Annotated in this window: 18 protein-coding genes; all 18 read right to left on the bottom strand. The window is 60.8% G+C overall.

The window, feature by feature from the left end:
• Nucleotides 1-83: 83 nt before the first annotated feature.
• Nucleotides 84-1,217, bottom strand: a complete 1,134-nt coding sequence (locus OIN59_RS04990) for an NHL repeat-containing protein (protein ID WP_274107714.1) — start codon at nt 1,215-1,217, stop codon at nt 84-86.
• A 121-nt stretch (nt 1,218-1,338) separates the two neighbouring features.
• Nucleotides 1,339-2,292: a hypothetical protein gene (locus tag OIN59_RS04985; RefSeq protein WP_274107712.1), complete on the bottom strand. Its 954-nt coding sequence runs from the start codon at nt 2,290-2,292 to the stop codon at nt 1,339-1,341.
• Between the two features lie 167 nt (nt 2,293-2,459).
• The gene (locus tag OIN59_RS04980; protein WP_274107710.1) at nt 2,460-2,915 is read right to left on the bottom strand and encodes a hypothetical protein; all 456 of its coding nucleotides are present in this window, start codon (nt 2,913-2,915) and stop codon (nt 2,460-2,462) included.
• Nucleotides 2,916-2,964: 49 nt separating this feature from the next.
• Nucleotides 2,965-5,061, bottom strand: a complete 2,097-nt coding sequence (gene gspD / locus OIN59_RS04975) for a type II secretion system secretin GspD (protein WP_274107708.1) — start codon at nt 5,059-5,061, stop codon at nt 2,965-2,967.
• Nucleotides 5,062-5,406: 345 nt separating this feature from the next.
• On the bottom strand, nt 5,407-5,916 hold the full coding sequence (locus tag OIN59_RS04970) for a hypothetical protein (protein WP_274107706.1): 510 nt from the start codon (nt 5,914-5,916) through the stop codon (nt 5,407-5,409).
• Entirely contained in the window at nt 5,913-6,467 is a 555-nt protein-coding gene (gene gspM / locus OIN59_RS04965) for a type II secretion system protein GspM (protein ID WP_274107704.1), read from the bottom strand. Before gspM ends, OIN59_RS04970 begins: the two co-directional genes overlap by 4 nt.
• A complete protein-coding gene (locus OIN59_RS04960; protein WP_274107702.1) occupies nt 6,464-7,063 on the bottom strand; it encodes a PilN domain-containing protein in 600 nt (199 codons plus the stop codon). Before OIN59_RS04960 ends, gspM begins: the two co-directional genes overlap by 4 nt.
• A gap of 398 nt (nt 7,064-7,461) precedes the next feature.
• Complete coding sequence (locus tag OIN59_RS04955; RefSeq protein ID WP_274107700.1) at nt 7,462-8,334, bottom strand: type II secretion system minor pseudopilin; 873 nt, start codon at nt 8,332-8,334, stop codon at nt 7,462-7,464.
• A 47-nt stretch (nt 8,335-8,381) separates the two neighbouring features.
• Nucleotides 8,382-8,993, bottom strand: coding sequence for a prepilin-type N-terminal cleavage/methylation domain-containing protein (locus OIN59_RS04950; RefSeq protein WP_274107698.1), 612 nt, complete (start codon nt 8,991-8,993; stop codon nt 8,382-8,384).
• Nucleotides 8,990-9,460, bottom strand: a complete 471-nt coding sequence (locus OIN59_RS04945) for a type IV pilus modification PilV family protein (RefSeq protein ID WP_274107697.1) — start codon at nt 9,458-9,460, stop codon at nt 8,990-8,992. Before OIN59_RS04945 ends, OIN59_RS04950 begins: the two co-directional genes overlap by 4 nt.
• Nucleotides 9,457-9,948, bottom strand: a complete 492-nt coding sequence (locus tag OIN59_RS04940; protein WP_274107695.1) for a GspH/FimT family pseudopilin — start codon at nt 9,946-9,948, stop codon at nt 9,457-9,459. The genes OIN59_RS04945 and OIN59_RS04940 overlap by 4 nt, the downstream gene beginning before the upstream one ends.
• 44 nt (nt 9,949-9,992) lie before the next feature.
• On the bottom strand, nt 9,993-10,439 hold the full coding sequence (gene gspG / locus OIN59_RS04935; protein WP_274107693.1) for a type II secretion system major pseudopilin GspG: 447 nt from the start codon (nt 10,437-10,439) through the stop codon (nt 9,993-9,995).
• Nucleotides 10,440-10,469: 30 nt separating this feature from the next.
• On the bottom strand, nt 10,470-11,678 hold the full coding sequence (locus OIN59_RS04930; RefSeq protein ID WP_274107691.1) for a type II secretion system F family protein: 1,209 nt from the start codon (nt 11,676-11,678) through the stop codon (nt 10,470-10,472).
• Nucleotides 11,671-13,389 carry a GspE/PulE family protein gene (locus tag OIN59_RS04925; RefSeq protein WP_407655055.1) on the bottom strand — a complete coding sequence of 573 codons (1,719 nt, stop codon included), beginning with the start codon at nt 13,387-13,389 and terminating at the stop codon, nt 11,671-11,673. Before OIN59_RS04925 ends, OIN59_RS04930 begins: the two co-directional genes overlap by 8 nt.
• A gap of 70 nt (nt 13,390-13,459) precedes the next feature.
• Complete coding sequence (locus tag OIN59_RS04920; protein ID WP_274107687.1) at nt 13,460-14,428, bottom strand: glycosyltransferase family 2 protein; 969 nt, start codon at nt 14,426-14,428, stop codon at nt 13,460-13,462.
• A 50-nt stretch (nt 14,429-14,478) separates the two neighbouring features.
• Nucleotides 14,479-15,672 (bottom strand): DUF1972 domain-containing protein, encoded by a 1,194-nt coding sequence (locus OIN59_RS04915; RefSeq protein ID WP_274107684.1) that lies wholly within the window; start codon nt 15,670-15,672, stop codon nt 14,479-14,481.
• A complete protein-coding gene (rfbC, locus tag OIN59_RS04910; protein ID WP_274107682.1) occupies nt 15,669-16,214 on the bottom strand; it encodes a dTDP-4-dehydrorhamnose 3,5-epimerase in 546 nt (181 codons plus the stop codon). Before rfbC ends, OIN59_RS04915 begins: the two co-directional genes overlap by 4 nt.
• Nucleotides 16,215-16,220: 6 nt before the next feature.
• Nucleotides 16,221-17,105 (bottom strand): glucose-1-phosphate thymidylyltransferase RfbA, encoded by an 885-nt coding sequence (rfbA, locus tag OIN59_RS04905; RefSeq protein WP_274107680.1) that lies wholly within the window; start codon nt 17,103-17,105, stop codon nt 16,221-16,223.
• Nucleotides 17,106-17,113 lie beyond the last annotated feature (8 nt).

Here is a 17,113-nt window from a genome sequence, read left to right as displayed (position 1 = left end):
GGCTGAAGCGGTTGCAAAACACAAGCCCACACCTGCCACGAGCGCACGAACCAGGTTCCAGTTCAATCCCATTTCAGTTCCTGTCATTTTTTCATCAAAGGACGCTGGAGCGCCTTCTCCCACAAGGGGCCATAGATCACATCAGACTTGGTGCCCGCAGAGTTGAGCACGACGGCATCCAGCGCGCCGTCACCATCCACATCGATCACCTGCAGGTCGGTGGAGAAACCGCTCGCAGGCAGCTCCCCTGACTCGAGCACAACACCCTGCGCATCCAGACGCTGCATGACCAGTCGGCCATCCTCACCCCAGAGCACCAGGTCGTCGGACAAGGCCACCACCGACACAGACCCATTCGGAGAAGCCGCAATCCACTGAAGTTCCCCGGTTTGCATGTCGATTCGCGCGTTGCGCGAGCCCGTTTCCAGACCCACATACAACCACCGACCAGAGGGCGATGAGGCCACTCGGCGAGGAATGGCATTGAAAGTGGCCAACACGGTGGGCGCGGCCATAAGATTGCTGTCCGGCACGGCCACCACGCGCCGGTCATCCAAGCAGGCCACCACGATGCCGCCGCCGCTCATTTTGGGCAGCTGAGATACCTTGGCCGGGTGCCAAGGGGACTTACACCAGGTCGACTGCGTCACCCTGGCAGTGCCAGCAGATCCGTCTGGCAAGTCGATCCACGCGACCTTGCTGCCGCTGTAAGGGGTCGCCAACAACCGGTAGCGCCCTTCAGACGCATTCACCAGGGTCACGTCACGCGGCCCGAACCAGACCGTCACGCCCTGGACCTTTACCAACTTCTCATCAACCAGACGAAAAATGTCTACGGTGGAGCCGTCCTCCACAGCCGCCGCCAGAAGATCATCTTCCAACCACGCAACCGAGTCCGGATGGTACGGAACACTGAATTTGGACAACAAACGCGCAGTGCGATTGGGCGCCAGTTGATGCACCACCACGGTGTTCTTCTCGTGCTCTACAGCCCCTAGCAAACAACCGAATTTGCCGCAGCGCACATCACCACCCCAAGCATCGGGCAGGTCCAACTGCAGTCGGCCCTTGTCAGCAGCCAGCGCATTCCCAGTCGCCACAGCCTTGGGCACAACCCCTGGTGCAACAACCTTTTGAGGCTGAGTTTGACACCCGCCCAGCAACAGCCCTACTACAACACCCAACATCAGTCGAGGCAAACTCTTGGACAACACCATGATGAAATCATTCCTTCAAAAAAAATAGCGCCTTGCGGCGCTATTTTTAGCAAGCCTTGTGAAAAGGCCGCTGTTTTTCTTGCTCAGAAGCGATGCAAACATCGCTCCCGGGTTAAGAAAATTAAGGAGCAGTGTGTGCGCCCAGGATAGTTTGCGAAGCACCGAAGATAGGCGCATCGATCACGCTGTACGTGAACACAGAACCGCCGTCGTTGAACAGCGAGCCAGTACCGGCTGCTGGCGAGTAGTCAGCAGGCAGAGCAGCCACAGGAGCCCATTCGATGAAACCGTCAACGAAAGCAGCAGGGCGGCCAACGATGGTTTCTGGATCGAACCAGTCCAGTTCAGCGTGGTCCAGCTTGAAGTTCACCGACTTACGCTCTTGCGCGTCGTTGTACATGTTCACAGTGTGGGTGCCCTTGTGGCTACCGGTGGACCAGACCACCACGCGGGTGTTGGCACCACTGTCAACCACGCCGTCCACGTAGTAACGCATGCTGAACGTAGGCGTTGCCAGGGGACCAGCAGCGACCGTCACGGCACCAGCGACATTCGTCAGGCTGGTAGGGCCCATCGTGCTCAGGTCACCGGCGATAGTCAGAGGACCGTCGATCACGGGGGTGTAAGCCACATCCTTGGCGGTCGTGTCCACTTGGAATGCGCTGGCAGCGATCAGAGCAGCCGGATCAATGGCAGCAGAGTTAGCTGCTTGGCAGGCGTTAGCCACGCTTGCTGGAGGAGCAGCCACGGTACCAGCGGCAAACACCAGGTAACCGCGCTTGCCTTCCAGGCCCACGCCGGAAGCAGCAGACCACACGAAAGCGTGCGTATCCTTAGGCGTCAGGGGGAAGCAGCCGTCGGTCACGTGGTTAGAGTCTTGGTCGAAGAACGTCCAGAACACAGGCACCACTGCAGCGGTTTGGTTGATCAGACCAACAGCGGTCGTGTTGGTAGCGCCGGTGTGGATCACGTTAGGAACCACGACACCGTTGGTGAACGTACCTTGCGTGTAAGCCTGGGCAACGCCTGCAGTCATTGCAGCTGCAGCGACGGCTGCCATTGCAAATTTTTTCATTTCTAAGTCCTTAGATAATTGAACGAAGCTTCCCCACGATTGCGGGATATGCAACCCATCCGTCACTTCGTTTGGGTTGGGCCTATCTTAGCTGTAGCTTTCTCCGTTTTCAACCAAATACATTCAGAAATCGGATTCAGCCCTTTTTGTTGCAACAAAGCGACGCTTTAATTCTTGGGGTCGGCGGAATTGGCGCTTCGGCGCAACACGTGATGCCACACGCCATCAATCTTGCGCCACCGGTCCTGCGCCAGGCTTTCCTGGTTCTTCAGGCGCAGTATCGGAATGCCGTAACGCATCCAAACATCCACGACCGCCTCGTCTCCGTCCAAGCTGCGCACGTCCCGCACTTCGACAGCGTCATAGGCGATACCGCCGCGCTTGATGTAGGTCTCGAGCGTCATGGATTGATCCTTGGACACCGACTCATAGGGCCACGTCGCCACGGAATCATTGACACGCACCAGATCCCAGTAGGTCTGGACGCGTTTTTTCAACGCGGCCTTTTCGCTCTCGGGGGACATTGAGGCTGCGCCTGTAGCGGCACAGCCCGCCATCACCACTGCGGTGAGCAACGCAGCCGAAGTCACGAGCAGACGCCGACCAATTGGTAATTGTGACATGTAACAAACCTCCTGTTTGCGATACGAAAAAACAACAATCCTCGCACCCTCAGCGTTTGTCCGCCGAAGATGCATCCTGTGAACCGGCGAGAAACGGTTTGGGTTGCAGCGACAAGGCCCGCATGCGGTCGCGCAGCTCCGCACTGGCAGAACGCAGCTCGTCATCGTTCTCCAGTGCGCGGGGCGTGAGCAACACCAGCAGTTCCGTACGGTTGTTGTTGTTCGTGGTGTTGCCAAACAACGCGCCCAGCACCGGGAGACTTGACAGAAGCGGCACGCCGCTGCGGCCGGTGGTGTCGTTTTCACGAATCAAGCCCCCGAGCACAACAGGCTCACCCGAGCGAACGGCAACACGGGTCTGGATCTGGCGTGTCAGGAAGGCCCGCTGGCCTGTCGCCGTGTCCGCATCACCCACATCGGTGACCTGCTGCGAGATATCCATGGTGATCAGCCCGCCAGCGTTCACCGATGGCGTGACAGAAAGCATCACGCCGGTGTCTTTGTAAGTAATCGACTCCGTGACCAGATTACCCGTCGTGACCGACGTGGAGCTCTTGATGGGCTGCTGTTGACCGACTTGAATGGTGGCGTTGTGGTTGTTGAGCACCAGCACAGAGGGGCTTGACAACAACCGAACCTGGGATTTTTCTGCCAGAGCGTTGAGCGTTGCACGCACAACACCAGCTTTGTTCAGAATGGTGTAAGAAAACCCCGGTTGCTTGGCCCCAATAGCCCCAGACTCCCTCAGGTTAAGTAGCGCCTGCCCTTCGCGGCCACCCGAGATACTGTTCTGCACAAACCATTCGACACCGTATTGCAGGTTGCCGGTGAGACTGACCTCGACAATGCTGGCCTCGATCAACACCTGCGCCGGCGCCTTATCCAGCTCGCGCAACGCTTGCTCTATGCGGCGGTACTCAGTGCGAGGGGCACGGATCAAAAGGGCATTGCGTTTCTCGTCCGCCACCACACGCACATTGCCGTCTAGCTGGCTGGCGGACGTGAGCGACATGTTGTTGGGCGAAGCTTTGTTGCCCCCTGCCATGGACTGGAGTCCCCCTCCTCCGACAGCACTTGTCGCGGAACTGCTCCCCGTGCTGGTACCGGAAAAGGGATTTGAACTGCTCGACGAGCCGCCCAAATTGCCCCCTGCCGCGCCAACGCTCCCCTGGCTGAACTGCGCAGGGGCAGATCCACCCGCCACCCCAGCCCCTCCCGATTTGGCTTGTGCAGATTGCCCCCCAAACAAGCCGTTGAGCATTTCGGCCAACTGCAGCGCCGAGCCGTTTTGCACGGGATAGACAAACAGGCTTGCCTCCAGCGTGTCGGTAGGGCGGTCCAAGCGACGAACCCAGGTCTCTACTTGTGTCAGCAGGTGGGCACGCGGCGTGACCACCACCAAGGCATTGAGCCGCTCCACGGGGAACACGCGGATCAACCCCCCCATTGGATTGGCGACCTGTGCCGACGCGGCCCCACCCTGGGCGCCTCCAGCAGCGGCGCCTGACGAGCTTGCTGCGCTGCCGCCGCCATAGGGTTCGGCCGACTTGTCCGTTCCCAACATGGCCTGAAGTGCATCACGCACCACATTGACATTGGCATTTTCCAAAACGAACACTCCGAGCGACATGCCAGAGAGGAAGTCGACATCAAAGGCCTCTACCATCTCCAACCAGCCCCCCAACTGCGCTTTGCTGCCCTGGAGTACCAGAAGGTTGCGCATGCTGTCCACGTACACAATGGACTCTTTGGGAGCAATGGGTGCAAGAATCTTCGCCATTTCGGCCGCCGCGATGTGATTCAGCGGCACGATGACGGTCCCAGAACCCGACAGATCCTTGAAGTTGGACGACCCTACCACAGGGCGGGCACCGAGGGTAACCGTGCGTTTGGTGACGTGGTAGACCCCTGCGTTGTCCCGATTGATCGCCAGATCGTGAGGCAGCAACACCGCATCGAGCACATCCAGCACTTGACTGCGCAGCAATGGCTGGCGCGTGTGCAGGCTGACCACCGTGTCTCCGCCAGCATCGATGGTGTAGTTGAGCTTGAGCAGATCCCCCAGCAAGGCCGTGGCGAGGTTGCCCACAGTAACGCTCTCGAAGTTGAGCGAGACCTTGTCCCCGCGCGCCAGAACGGGATCCACACGGGGTGCCATATCACGCTTGAACAGCTTATCGTCACCCGGGAACAGCCGGGACCCCCCTCCCGATCGCTTGGCTTCGGGGTCCTTTGCCACAGCGACCGAGGCCGACTGCTGGCCTACGGCAGAAGGCACCGCAGGCTGCAATGGGGGCGCCTCCCCTTTCGTTCCTGGAGCGACAGCGCTGGCGGAGGTCAGGGGCACCGAGGACGGCGAAGAGTCTGGAGCGGGGCCTCCCCGCGTGCTCGCGCAACCCGAGGCCAGCAACGCCAGCAAGAGAATGGAAGGCCGAAAATTCATAGGGTGTAACTCCACAATGTTGGGACGTCGCAGCGAAGGGTTTGCCGCTTACTGAGAGGGCGCAGGTTTGCGAGCCCGTTCCACGGCAGCCCCTTGGGGCGTTCTCACCGCCGCAGGACTTCCCGCCTCCAGCGGCCGAACCACACGGCCGTCGTCCGCAGACACGAAGGTTGCCCTGCGGCCGTCAAATGATTCAATACGCCAGGGTTTGGTTTCCGTCGTGATCTTGAGCGTGCTGCCGTCAACACGCTGCAGAATCGCTACACGCTCGAGACCAGACTCGAACACAGCCGTGAGCCGCGACTGCGTCAATTCACGGGCCAAGCTGTTTTTCTTGTCATCCACCGCCACCGGGCGGCGCGAAGTCCAGAAGATGGGGCGTTCGATTGCCTGGCGCGCGCGAATACTGACATGCTGTTGCAACGGTTCCACTTTGGGGAGGTCCGGCTTGCGAGCAACAGGGGGCGTCCAACGATCTTTTTCTGCCTGCCACCAGTAGGCACTAGCCACCAAGGCGGAGGCCGCCAACACAGGGAAGATGTACCAAGGCTTGATCATGGCGTGGTTTTCTCCGGCGCCAGCGGAGCTTCAAGCTGCAACGCCAAGCGGGCACTTTGCGGGCCAGCGCCGGAACTTGCTCCGTCGCGCGTAATGTTCACCGTGCGCACCCAGAACGGAGGTCGGTGGATCTGGAGGCTTTCCATGAAACTTACCAGCTTGGTCCACTCACCGGTAACCGTCGCCGTGACACGAATGCGGGCGAGCTTGCCGTCGCTCGCTGGCTCCAAAGCGACCTGAGAGGACACCAAGGTGCTACCGGAGGCCATGATCATTTTCCGTAGCTGCTGCTGGATTTCGTTTTGCGCCGCGTCTCCCGACGGATGCAACCAGGGTGACACAGCCTCACCGGCGGAGCTAAGCAACGCCTCGATCTCGGCACCAGCATCCACAACACCTTCAAGACGCTCACTCCGAGGCTCCAGCTGCACCAGCGCGTTGTCGTAGCGATTCCAGAGCGTGCGATAGGTCAACGCGGCCCCAAGGACAGAAATCACAAGCCCCACCAACAAGACGGTGATGGCATGGCGCAACCAGATGTTCTTGTTCATGGTTTGCCCCCTTCACTTTTCCAGCGCATCTCGAAGGTGAAGCGCTCCTTGTTCAACGTACCATCACGCACGTTGGCTCCCGTCGCACGGACATCCACCAGCCCCGGTTGGCGCCCCAGGTGCGCGATCAGCTCCGTCGCGTTCGACGTCAAGCCAGTGATACGAATTTCATTGCCGTTGACTTCAATGCGATCCAGCCAGGTGTCTCCTGGCAAGGCTGCGGACAAATCCTCGACCACGCTCGCCAAGGGCAGATCCGTGCGTATGTTTTTGCGCAGCTCTTCCGCAATGTCGGCTTGGCGACGCAACCCATCCATTTTCTGGCGCAGCGGCGCGGCCTTGGGCACCAGCAGGTTGACATGTTCAACAGCCCTCACCACCGCCTGGCGTTTAAGCACCAAAGGCATCAGCGCGGGCAGTGACAACGCGAACAGAATCAGCAAGAACAGCACGATGGTGGCGCCATCGACCCACCGCTGGCGACTGCTTTGTGTTTGCCAGGCCTTACCACGCACAGGTACCGCCCGCCCTTGGCGCATAAGGAATACCGCCACATCTTCGCCCAAGCCATGTTGGGCCAGCAATTCGTCGCGCACGCTGCGTCTGGACACGCCCCAGTGCACAGTCCATCCACTCCCAGCATCCGGCTCGGCAGTCCAGGCTGCAACGATCTGATCGGGGGGCAAAGGAGACACTCGCCAGAGAGCCTCCTCAACGGCGCCACCCAAGGACCTCTTTGGCATGGGAGGGATTTGAACAACTCCCCACAAACATTCAGACTCGGGCACCAGCAAGCTATCAAATTTTCCACCGCTCGCCCGCTTGAGCAGACGCCCTCCGGTCACGGTCCAACGACCGCCATCCGCAGCCACCGCAGAACTGGCACGCGCAGGCCAGAACCCGCGCTCAATCAATGCCCGCTTGAGATCGCCAAAACCCCACGCCAGTCGGTCTAGCACGGTTTGCAGACGAGAAGATAACTGCCCCCTACCTGTCATGGCGCGAACTCCTGTTCCGGCTTGCCAAAGCGGCGTGTTGGCTCTATTGAGAGAGTTGTCCAGGGTGTCAGAGCGTCTGGCCGCTCACTGAGGTCGACCCACACCTCGCGCAACCACCATCGGTCGCTCTCAGCCCGAACGAATGCCCGCAATCGCATGGTTTGTAAGCCTGATGATCGGGTTGGAGAGAAGAACTCTGCTGCAGCCCCGGAGAGAAGCACGCCCGCCCGCATATCCGGAGGAGAGTGGCGAATACGGGCACCAAGTCCTTGCTGCCCCGTCAAGGCATCGATGAGCGCCGGAGGCGCTGAATCGATCTCAATGCGTTGCTGTCCGTTGATACCCAAATGGGGCGCGATTATCTCATAGAGCCCAGCGGTCATTCCCAGCACGGATCTGAGCTCGGAAGGATCGTCCAGCGCGGCATTGCGAGGCACGGAGGGCCAACCTGCTGCCCTGTATTGGGCGGCTTCCGCCCCCCCCACCCCCGCAGGGGTATCGTCGGGATCGATGTAATCCCGCACGCGGGAAGTGAGGATGGCAGCCTCTCCAGGAGATAGCCCGCCAGCCCTCTGCAACAGCGCCTGGAGGAGCGCCTCGCTGGCAACATTCACGTCCACCAGACCTCCTGATGGAGTGACTTCGACCCAGATGTCACTTTGCCCCAAAGACAAGCGTTGCACCTTGTATTGACTGTCTTGATTTTTTTCCACCAACAACCGCTGTGCAACCAATTGAACGGCACCATCCAACAAAGATTCAGCGCGCAGACGCTCTATGTCCAACGCAGTTCGTTGCGCCTGCAATCTGACCCCCTGAGCGCCGGCCAGCACAACCAGCGACAAAGCAGCCACCAGCCACAGCACCATGATGAGTGCGGCGCCTGTGTTGTGATATCGACCCCTGCCCCCCCCCATCACCGAGCCCTCGCCAAAGGGAAGACCAAAGGGGGCCAGACGCCACGGTCGTCCGCGATGTCCACCCGAATCCGTGCAGGGTAGCCCGACTTGGACGCATCCCACTCCTGCGACCATTGTCCTGTCCGGCCGTCCTGGTAATGCCACTGCAGAGTGCGCACATCCCGCAGCAAGGTTTCTTTCAGGGCATTGCTCCAATCCAAAGCCATCAGCGCTCCATCGTAAGGAACCACCTCGACCGAGAGATCGACGCGTCCATCGTCATGACGCAAGGGTGTCAGGCGAAACACATGGAGGCCGCCTGCATCTCCCCTCTCAGGCAGGGGTGCGACCCAGATAACCCCTGCCGCATTGCCACTGAAAAAACTGACAAACACGTTCCCGTCGCGTCGACTGAGCAAGCGCAAGGCATCGAACTTGCGGCCAAGCCATTGGCTGACCACCAAAATGCGCTCCGAGCGCTCCATCACGCGCTGGTTACGCTCCTCAGCACGGCCAATGGTGCCGAAACCTGCGAACATCAGCGCGACCACCGCTGCGGTCACAGCCAGTGCAATGAGTAGTTCCAGCAGCGTGAAGCCACGCGCAGTTTGAGTGGAAACACGTTTCATGGCGCGGCCCGATAGGGCTTCCAAGTGGTCCAGGTCATCACCGTGGGACCATTCTGGCCGCGGATGACTTCGACGGTGACCATCGCTGCGCGCAACGGAGCACCAGGCGCCGGACGCCCATCCTCTTCTCGCACAGGTATCTGCTCGGGTTGTATGCGAATGAGCCAATACCAGTCTCCGACTGAGCCAGCAGGCTGTCGCTCCACATCTTCCGCAAAAGTGCTGCCTGCCAGCGCCGATCGAGCGACGAGCGCAGCCTCTATGCGAGATTCAACGTCCCCCACGCCTTTGGAACTTTGCCCCACTGTCCTGTAGAGACTGGCGAGCGCAATAGATGCAATAGACATGGCCACGAGAGCCTCCAGCAGGCTGAAACCCTGCTGGCGTCGACCCAACCTCGCCCAAACCTGCTTGCGTTCACCCAGAAAAGACACCAGGGAATGCCAAGTGCTACGCGCGATCGTCATGACGCGGCCACAGCGGCGGATTGCTCGATGGTGCCCAGCAGCCAGTTGACCTTGAAAGCCACGCCCTGCCCCCCTCTCAGCACCACAAGACGACCGCCTCGTGCGCCACCATCGGCATTGAAAACAAAAATCGGGAAGCCTGCACCCGTTGGCGTTCTGGGGTTGCGCTCAGCCACATCCCACTGGACCCCTAAGGATGAAGGAATGTCGAGGTACACACCCCCATCGATCATGAGTTTGCGGATTTCCGGCTGGTAAGTGACAGCGACAGGCCGCCCTTCCTGAACACTGAGAGCGCGCGCCTGGCGGAGTTGGCTTGCAATATCCCGCACAGTCTGGTGATAGCGCGAGCGATCCAGAAACGACTGTCCTCCGACACCAACTACCGCCACCGCAATGCCAGCCACCACCAGCACTACCAACAACTCAAGCAGAGTGAAGCCACCTGCACGTGCGCTCGCTCGCCATCCACCGAAGGAGGTCTTCATGCGATACAAGTCAACCGGCAACCGTGTTGCAACGCCCCCGAGGCTCAGTTGTAGACATCAGCGTTTTCGCCATCGCCACTGGGTTTTCCGTCTGCACCAAGGGAGAAGACGTCGGGGCCACCATTGCGCCCCGGGTTTTTATACAGATAGGCTGCGCCCCAAGGGTCAGTCGGCAACCCCTTCTTGAGGTAAGGCCCGGTCCATCCTTGGGCAGTGGCAGGCCGCTCGACCAGAGCACGCAGACCTTCAGCGTCGTTGGGATAGCGGCCCACATCCAGTTTGAAAAGGTCTAAGCTTTGTTCGATTTCAGAGATCTGGATCTTGGCGGTTTTGGACTTGGCCCCACCCAATTGATCAAGCACCTTGGGACCGACCAAGCCAGCGAGCAGCGTCAAGATCACCAACACCACCAGCAATTCGATCAGAGTGAAACCCTTGGAACGGCGGGACTGCTTGATTTTCTTAATATTGTAAATATTCGTGATATTCATGAAATTTCTCAACGATCAAAATATGAAAACCTAGATGGTGTCGTTAATCGACAAAACACCACCCAAGATGGCGATAATGATAAATGCAACCAGTGCACCGAGCACAATAATGATCAAAGGCTCCATCGCCGCCAATACTCGGCCCATAGTGCGTCGGCCTTCATCTTCATAGCGGTCAGCCAGTCCCAGCAGTGTTACATCGAGTTGCCCCGTTTCCTCAGCGACCCGGATCAGCTGCGACGTACTGGATTTGCCGAGATAGGGCGAGACAAAACCAGTAGAAAGCCTCTTCCCCGCCTTCACCAACGCGACCAGCGGCTCGAAGTCCTTGCGTAGAGCAGTGTTGGTCAAGGTATCCACCGCAATGCGCAATGCATCCACGATGGGGACACCACGCTGCAGCAAAATGCCAAAAGTCCTGAAGTAGACCGCAAACTGCAGGTTACGCATCACCTTTCCAAAGAGCGGAAGATCCAGCAGCAGGCTGTCGAGTCGCAGGCGACCTCCCACTGTCGCCCCCCAGCGCGACCCCAGGAACAATACCGCAGTCACCCCCAGCATGATGGCCATCCAGTGCGAGCGGATCAAATCACTCATGTCTACCACGAGACGGGTGGTGTAGGGCAGTTTGTCCCCCATGGAGTCGAAAATCTCACGGAACTGGGGCACCACAAAAGCCAGCAACAACACGACAGACAGCACGGCCACGACGAGCAAAATGACCGGGTACGTCATCGACGAGATGACATAGTTGCGCAGCTTGTCAGCGGCCTCCAGCTGTGTCGTCAGTTCCTTCATGACTACATGCAGCGACCCCGAAGTTTCCCCTGCACGAATCAGCACCAAATACTGCTGGCCCAGATCACGCTCAAACGGGAGCAGCGACTGGTACAGCGACTTGCCACCCCGTACGCCCTCCTCCACCTTGGAAATAAAGACTTTCAACCGGTCGGTATCGGCCGTTTCCTTGAGCATGGCAAGCGCCTTGTCCAGGGGCATGTTCGCCTGCTTCAAATGGGCCATCTCGCGGCTGAACAGCAGGATGTCCGCCCGCTTGAGCCGGGAGCTGCGGCCTCGCGGCACGTCCGACGGGATGGCGCCAGCTGCATCGACAATGCGCACCGGAGTCACTCCCTGGCCGAGCAGGCGCAACCTCGCAGTCTCCTCGTTGGGCGCGCGGATAGCCCCTTGGCACGCCTTGCCATCGGACATCACACCATCGTATTGAAAATCAATCATTTTGACGAGCGACGCGCAGGACTTCTTCTGCCGTTGTCAGACCCTTGAAGACCTTGGTGGCCCCATCGTTCAACAAGTTCCCCCCGGCATAGGCGCCGTCGTCGCTACCGAGCGAGGAGCCCTGCGCCAGCACCACCTTCTTGACTTCGTCGGTCAGGACCAGGAGCTCATGGATAGCCACCCGCCCTCGATAGCCCGTGCCACGACATGCGGGGCACCCTACAGCTCGGTACAGGGCCTGCCCTTCGGGCGCCGCCATGCCGAGGGAGGCTGCAGCGGCCAGCGTCTGGTCAGGCGACAGCGGCAACTTGCACTCCCCGCACAGCTTGCGCACTAGGCGCTGTGCCAGTACCCCCACCACAGAGGCTGTGATGAGATAGGGCTCCACCCCCATGTTGATGAGGCGGACAATGGCGCCCAGGGCACTGTTTGTGTGCAGCGTGGAGAGGACCAGGTGGCCTGTCAGGGCGGCCTGCACGGCGATTTCGGCGGTTTCGCCGTCGCGCATTTCACCGATCATGATGACGTCCGGATCCTGGCGCAGGAAGGAGCGCAGCACTTTGGCGAACGTAAGGCCAATTTGCGGCTGGACCTGCACCTGGTTGAGCCACTGCAGGCGGTACTCCACCGGGTCTTCCACGGTCAGTATCTTGAGGTTCTCACCTTCCAGCTCCTGCATCGACGCGTACAGGGTGGTGGATTTTCCAGACCCCGTCGGGCCTGTCACCAAGAAGATCCCGTGCGGCACGCTCAGCATCTGGCGCATGGCCTTGAGCGTGGGCGGCGTGAAATTCAGGCTCTCCAACGAAAGCAGGTCGAAGTTCTTCTCCAGCAGCCGCATGACCACCGATTCGCCGAACATGGTGGGAATGGTGGAGACCCGCGCATCCATCTCCTTACCGTGCACCCGCAGCTTCGTGCGGCCATCCTGGGGCATGCGCCGCTCGGCGATGTCGAGTTGCGACAGTATTTTGATGCGTGACACGACCGCAGGCGCATCCTTGTTGTCGATTTCGTCGATGGGAAAAATCTCCCCATCGACGCGGATGCGCACCACCGACTTTTCTTCGTAGGTCTCGATGTGGATGTCCGACGCCTGGGCTGCCACGGCCTGAGCCAGGATATGGCTCACCCGCTGGATGATGGGTGCCTCGGAGGCCATGTCACGCAGGTGCTCGATGAACTCCGACGCTTCCGGCTGGTCGCCGCTGCCTTCGTCATCCTGCGACGCATCCTGCAGGTACCACTCGCTCAACTGGCTGGATATCTCGGATTCGAGCCCGAAAGCGATGCGAGGTACGCCACCGAACACCAGCCGCAACGCGTTCTGGAGCTGTGGGTCCCGAGGATCCACCGACGCGAAGTCGGGTGGCGAGCCCGCGTCTTCGGCGTCGCCCAGAGGCAGCAGGTTGTGGGCCAGCAGGAAGCTGGTGTTCAACCTCGACGTCGCTGGCTTGTCCTTGGGAAATGCATCCTGGCGCACCAGGGGCAACCCCGCCTGGCGAGACAGCGCTGCATACACATCAGCCTCGGACACCAGCCCCAGGCTGATGATCAGTCGGCCCAGGCGCCCCCCCATGGAGCGCTGGACTTCCAGCGCCCGGTCAAGGTCGTTGCGGGAGAGCTTCTGGTCGGCCAGCAGCATTTCCCCCAGCTTGGGCGCGGCAGCATCAACGCTTTCCATGCCGATTGTTTCAGCCGAATATTTCATTACCTACGCCTTTGCACATTTGCGAACCAGACACACTGGCATTTTCAATATTCACCTGGTAGAAATGTCGCTAAAACCACAGCAAACACCGGCTCAGCCGGTCCAGCTCGGGGCCGAAATAATAATGGCGGTAGCCAGCCAACCTGGCCCATAAAGGCCGGGATCTCCAAAAGAGATATTCTGACACGTAGCCCCCATCCGCCCCTTGCTCGCGCAGCCGCTCCCGCAGGGCCTCAGCCTGCAACCGGGTGGCACGACCCAGCACCCGGACCCTCTGCACCACTCCGCGGCCATCGGTGAGCATGCGCATCAACCGGGTCTTCAGTCCACGGTCCTTGGCGCCAAGCTGGTTGGCGCCGTGCTGACGGTACAGGATCAGAGGCTTGTCGACGAAAGACCTGCGCCCGCTGCCACTGATCAGAGCGCACCACCAGTCGTGCATGATGGTTTCGGCGGGCAGCGGCAAGGCCCTTGCCAGCAGCGCGCGGTTGACCATCATGGTGCAGCCCGTCACCTGGTTCACGCTCAGCAGCGACAACTGTGAGCAAACGGCCGGATCCATTCGCTGGTACCGGGCGAAGGACGGGGACAGCACCGTCAGGGCCTCGTCCACGACGGTAAGATCCGAATGAACCAGGCAGGGCACGGCATCTGCATCGCCCCCCTCGATCCGCACCATCTCACCCAATTGCGAGGCGATTTTTTCCGGCAGCCAAACATCATCCTGGTCGGCAAAGACCGCCCACCGTGCGAGCCCGTCATTCAGGCTGGCCTGCATGAGGTTTTCGAAATTACAGACCACCCCTTTCCCTGCGGCAGGATTGGGCACCAGAACCAGCCGCTCGCCCAGCCGCTCGCCATACCGCTGCAAGATCGCAAGGGTTTCGTCCGATGACCCATCGTCACTCACGAGGATGCGCCACGAGGTGTGGGTCTGGGCCAGAATCGAGTCAAGCTGCTGCGCGAGGTACCGGGACCCGTTGTAGGTGGCCAGCAGCACATCGACCAGCGTCGGCTCCATGAAAGTCACGGACTTCATGGACGCGGCGCCCACAAGCCGCGCAGGCACGGGTACGTCGGCACTGGCGCTCACGGCGTGGCCGCTCCGGCAGGACGGTGGGGCGGACACTCGGCGCGCATCAGGGCTTCATAAGCATCGGTGATGCCCTCCCACGTGTAGTGTTTCGCGACGATGTCGCGTGCTCGCTGGGCACGGAGGGGCCGCAAGGCCGCCCCCTCGCTCACCACTCGGTCCAGGCTTTGTGCCAGCTGCTGGGGGGTGCTGAAATACTCGGCCGCATCGCGTGCCACTTCGCGGTTGTAGGGGTTGTCATGCGCAACCACCCAGTTGCCGCAGGCCAGCGCTTCCAGCAGCGAAGGGTTGGTGCCGCCCACCGAGTGCCCGTGCAGGTAGCACGCGGCATGTACGCGCAGGCTGTTGAGCTGCGCCGCGTCGTAGATGCCGCCCACAAAAAGCACCCGGTCGCTGGCCAGCGCCTTCAGTTGCTGCTGGTAGGCCGTGCCACCCGACACGTCGCCCACCACCACCAGAGGCCAGTCACCACCATGCAGCACATGGCCCCGGACGATCTCCAGGATGTGGTTCTCCGGCTCGGGCCGCGCCACGACCAGCATGTAGCGATGGGCCTGCAGCCCCCATGCTGCCAGCAGCGAAGGATCTGCCTGACCCGCCTGAACCAGCTCCGCGCCATAGGCAATGAAACTGCTCGGCGCACCGCCGGGGTATGTCTGGCGGAACCGCAGCGCTATGGCCTCGGCATCCGCAATGAGGCGGGTAGCCACCTTGGACGCCACCCATTCCATGCAGCGCAGATAGGTGCGCGCGCCCCAACCCCATTTGCTGCGGGCCCATTCCAGGCCATCCACGTTGATCCAGACCGGCACCCCGAAGACGCGCGGCCACCAGCAGGCCCACGCCGCTCCGTAGCCCAGCATGTAGACCAGGTCGTACCCACGGCGCGCATCCCACAAGCACGCGCAATCGTAAGCCAGCACCGAAGCCGCGCCCCAACGGGGTCGGCGCCGGGACCGGACCCGGACGCCCTGGTACACAGTGTCTGCCACCGGCTGGTCGCCGCACTCTGCATAGACCGTGACCTCGTGCCCACGTGCGGCCAAGCGGGTTGCCAGCTGCTCGGCAAAGGTCTCGAAGCCCCCATAACTCGCAGGAATGCCCCGCGCGCCCAATAGGGCTACTCGCAGTGCAGCCGGGGGGGCCTGTGGCTCCAGCGCATCAGGCGCGTGCGACGCCAGGGGGATCAAAGGTCCGCCTCGGCCAGCCAGCGCCCCGCCTGGTCCTTGGCCGACAGCTGAATGGCCACATCCAGGGATGGCCAAGCGATCGCAAGCTTGGGATCGTCCCAGCGGATGCACCGCTCGTACTCGGGGCTGTAGTAGTCGGTGGTCTTGTAGAGAAAATCCGCCGACTCCGAAAGCACCAGAAAACCATGGGCCAGTCCTGGCGGCACCCACAATTGGCGGTGGTTGTCTTCCGTCAGCAATGCCCCTACCCACTGCCCAAACGTGGGGGAATCCTTGCGGATGTCCACGGCCACGTCGAACACGGCGCCCCGCACCACACGCACTAGTTTGCCCTGCGCTCGGGGCGGCAGCTGGTAATGCAGGCCGCGCAGCACACCTTGGCTGCTGCGGCTGTGGTTATCCTGGACAAACTCGCACGGCACGCCAGTGGCCTCGCGAAAGGCCTTCTCGTTGAAGCTCTCATAGAAAAATCCGCGGCTGTCACCGAACACCTTGGGTTCGATCAGCACCACGTCTGGGATGGATTGCCGTATAGCTTGCATGGCAGATCAATAAACCTTGTCGTTCAGCAGACGCTGAAGGTATTGGCCGTAGCCATTCTTGGCCAGGGGCTTGGCCAAGCGCTCCAACTGCGCGCTGTCAATCCATTGGGCACGCCAGGCGATTTCTTCCGGGCACGCGATCTTCAGACCCTGGCGGTGCTCCAGCGTGGCGATGAACTGACTGGCCTCCAGCAGGCTTTCGTGCGTGCCCGTGTCCAGCCAGGCGTAGCCGCGGCCCATGATCTCGACGTTCAGTTGGCCCTGGTCCAGGTACAGGCGGTTCAGGTCGGTGATTTCGAGTTCACCCCGTGGCGACGGCTTGAGGCTTTTGGCCATCTGCGCCACCTGGCTGTCATAGAAGTACAGGCCGGTCACGGCATAGCTGCTCTTGGGCTGGGCGGGCTTTTCTTCAAGTGACAGGACCTTGCCCTTGGCATCGAACTCAGCTACGCCATATCGCTCCGGATCCTGTACATGATAGGCAAACACACTGGCCCCCACCGTGCGCTGCTGCGCATTGCCGAGCAGTTCATGGAAATCATGACCGTAGAAGATGTTGTCCCCCAACACCAGGGCACTGGGCGCGCCGCCCAGGAATGCTTCACCGATGACGAAGGCCTGGGCCAGGCCGTCCGGGCTGGGCTGCACGGCATATTGCAGGTTCAGCCCCCACTGGCTGCCATCGCCCAGCAGCTGCTCGAAGCGCGGGGTGTCCTGCGGAGTGCTGATGACCAAGATGTCACGGATGCCCGCGAGCATCAGTGTGCTCAGCGGGTAGTAAATCATGGGCTTGTCATACACCGGCAGCAGCTGTTTGCTGATGGCCAGCGTGGCCGGGTGCAGCCGGGTGCCAGATCCTCCGGCGAGGATGATGCCTTTGCGTTGCGTCATGGTCTGGG

The sequence above is a fragment of the Acidovorax benzenivorans genome (assembly GCF_028680575.1).
Classification (GTDB): Bacteria; Pseudomonadota; Gammaproteobacteria; order Burkholderiales; family Burkholderiaceae_C; genus Acidovorax; species Acidovorax benzenivorans.
The sequence above is the reverse complement of the archived record's forward strand: the minus strand, read 5'-3'. Positions and strand labels throughout refer to the sequence as shown.

What these genes read in the sequence shown, in the direction of transcription:
- OIN59_RS04940 (WP_274107695.1), bottom strand. Translation starts at nt 9,948, where the DNA reads ATGAAGACCTCCTTCGGTGGATGGCGAGCGAGCGCACGTGCAGGTGGC.
- OIN59_RS04930 (WP_274107691.1), bottom strand. Translation starts at nt 11,678, where the DNA reads ATGATTGATTTTCAATACGATGGTGTGATGTCCGATGGCAAGGCGTGC.
- OIN59_RS04920 (WP_274107687.1), bottom strand. Translation starts at nt 14,428, where the DNA reads ATGAAGTCCGTGACTTTCATGGAGCCGACGCTGGTCGATGTGCTGCTG.
- gspM (WP_274107704.1), bottom strand. Translation starts at nt 6,467, where the DNA reads ATGAACAAGAACATCTGGTTGCGCCATGCCATCACCGTCTTGTTGGTG.
- OIN59_RS04950 (WP_274107698.1), bottom strand. Translation starts at nt 8,993, where the DNA reads ATGAAACGTGTTTCCACTCAAACTGCGCGTGGCTTCACGCTGCTGGAA.
- gspG (WP_274107693.1), bottom strand. Translation starts at nt 10,439, where the DNA reads ATGAATATCACGAATATTTACAATATTAAGAAAATCAAGCAGTCCCGC.
- OIN59_RS04955 (WP_274107700.1), bottom strand. Translation starts at nt 8,334, where the DNA reads ATGGTGCTGTGGCTGGTGGCTGCTTTGTCGCTGGTTGTGCTGGCCGGC.
- OIN59_RS04985 (WP_274107712.1), bottom strand. Translation starts at nt 2,292, where the DNA reads ATGAAAAAATTTGCAATGGCAGCCGTCGCTGCAGCTGCAATGACTGCA.
- rfbC (WP_274107682.1), bottom strand. Translation starts at nt 16,214, where the DNA reads ATGCAAGCTATACGGCAATCCATCCCAGACGTGGTGCTGATCGAACCC.
- rfbA (WP_274107680.1), bottom strand. Translation starts at nt 17,105, where the DNA reads ATGACGCAACGCAAAGGCATCATCCTCGCCGGAGGATCTGGCACCCGG.
- OIN59_RS04990 (WP_274107714.1), bottom strand. Translation starts at nt 1,217, where the DNA reads ATGGTGTTGTCCAAGAGTTTGCCTCGACTGATGTTGGGTGTTGTAGTA.
- OIN59_RS04925 (WP_407655055.1), bottom strand. Translation starts at nt 13,389, where the DNA reads ATGAAATATTCGGCTGAAACAATCGGCATGGAAAGCGTTGATGCTGCC.
- OIN59_RS04980 (WP_274107710.1), bottom strand. Translation starts at nt 2,915, where the DNA reads ATGTCACAATTACCAATTGGTCGGCGTCTGCTCGTGACTTCGGCTGCG.
- OIN59_RS04945 (WP_274107697.1), bottom strand. Translation starts at nt 9,460, where the DNA reads ATGACGATCGCGCGTAGCACTTGGCATTCCCTGGTGTCTTTTCTGGGT.
- OIN59_RS04970 (WP_274107706.1), bottom strand. Translation starts at nt 5,916, where the DNA reads ATGATCAAGCCTTGGTACATCTTCCCTGTGTTGGCGGCCTCCGCCTTG.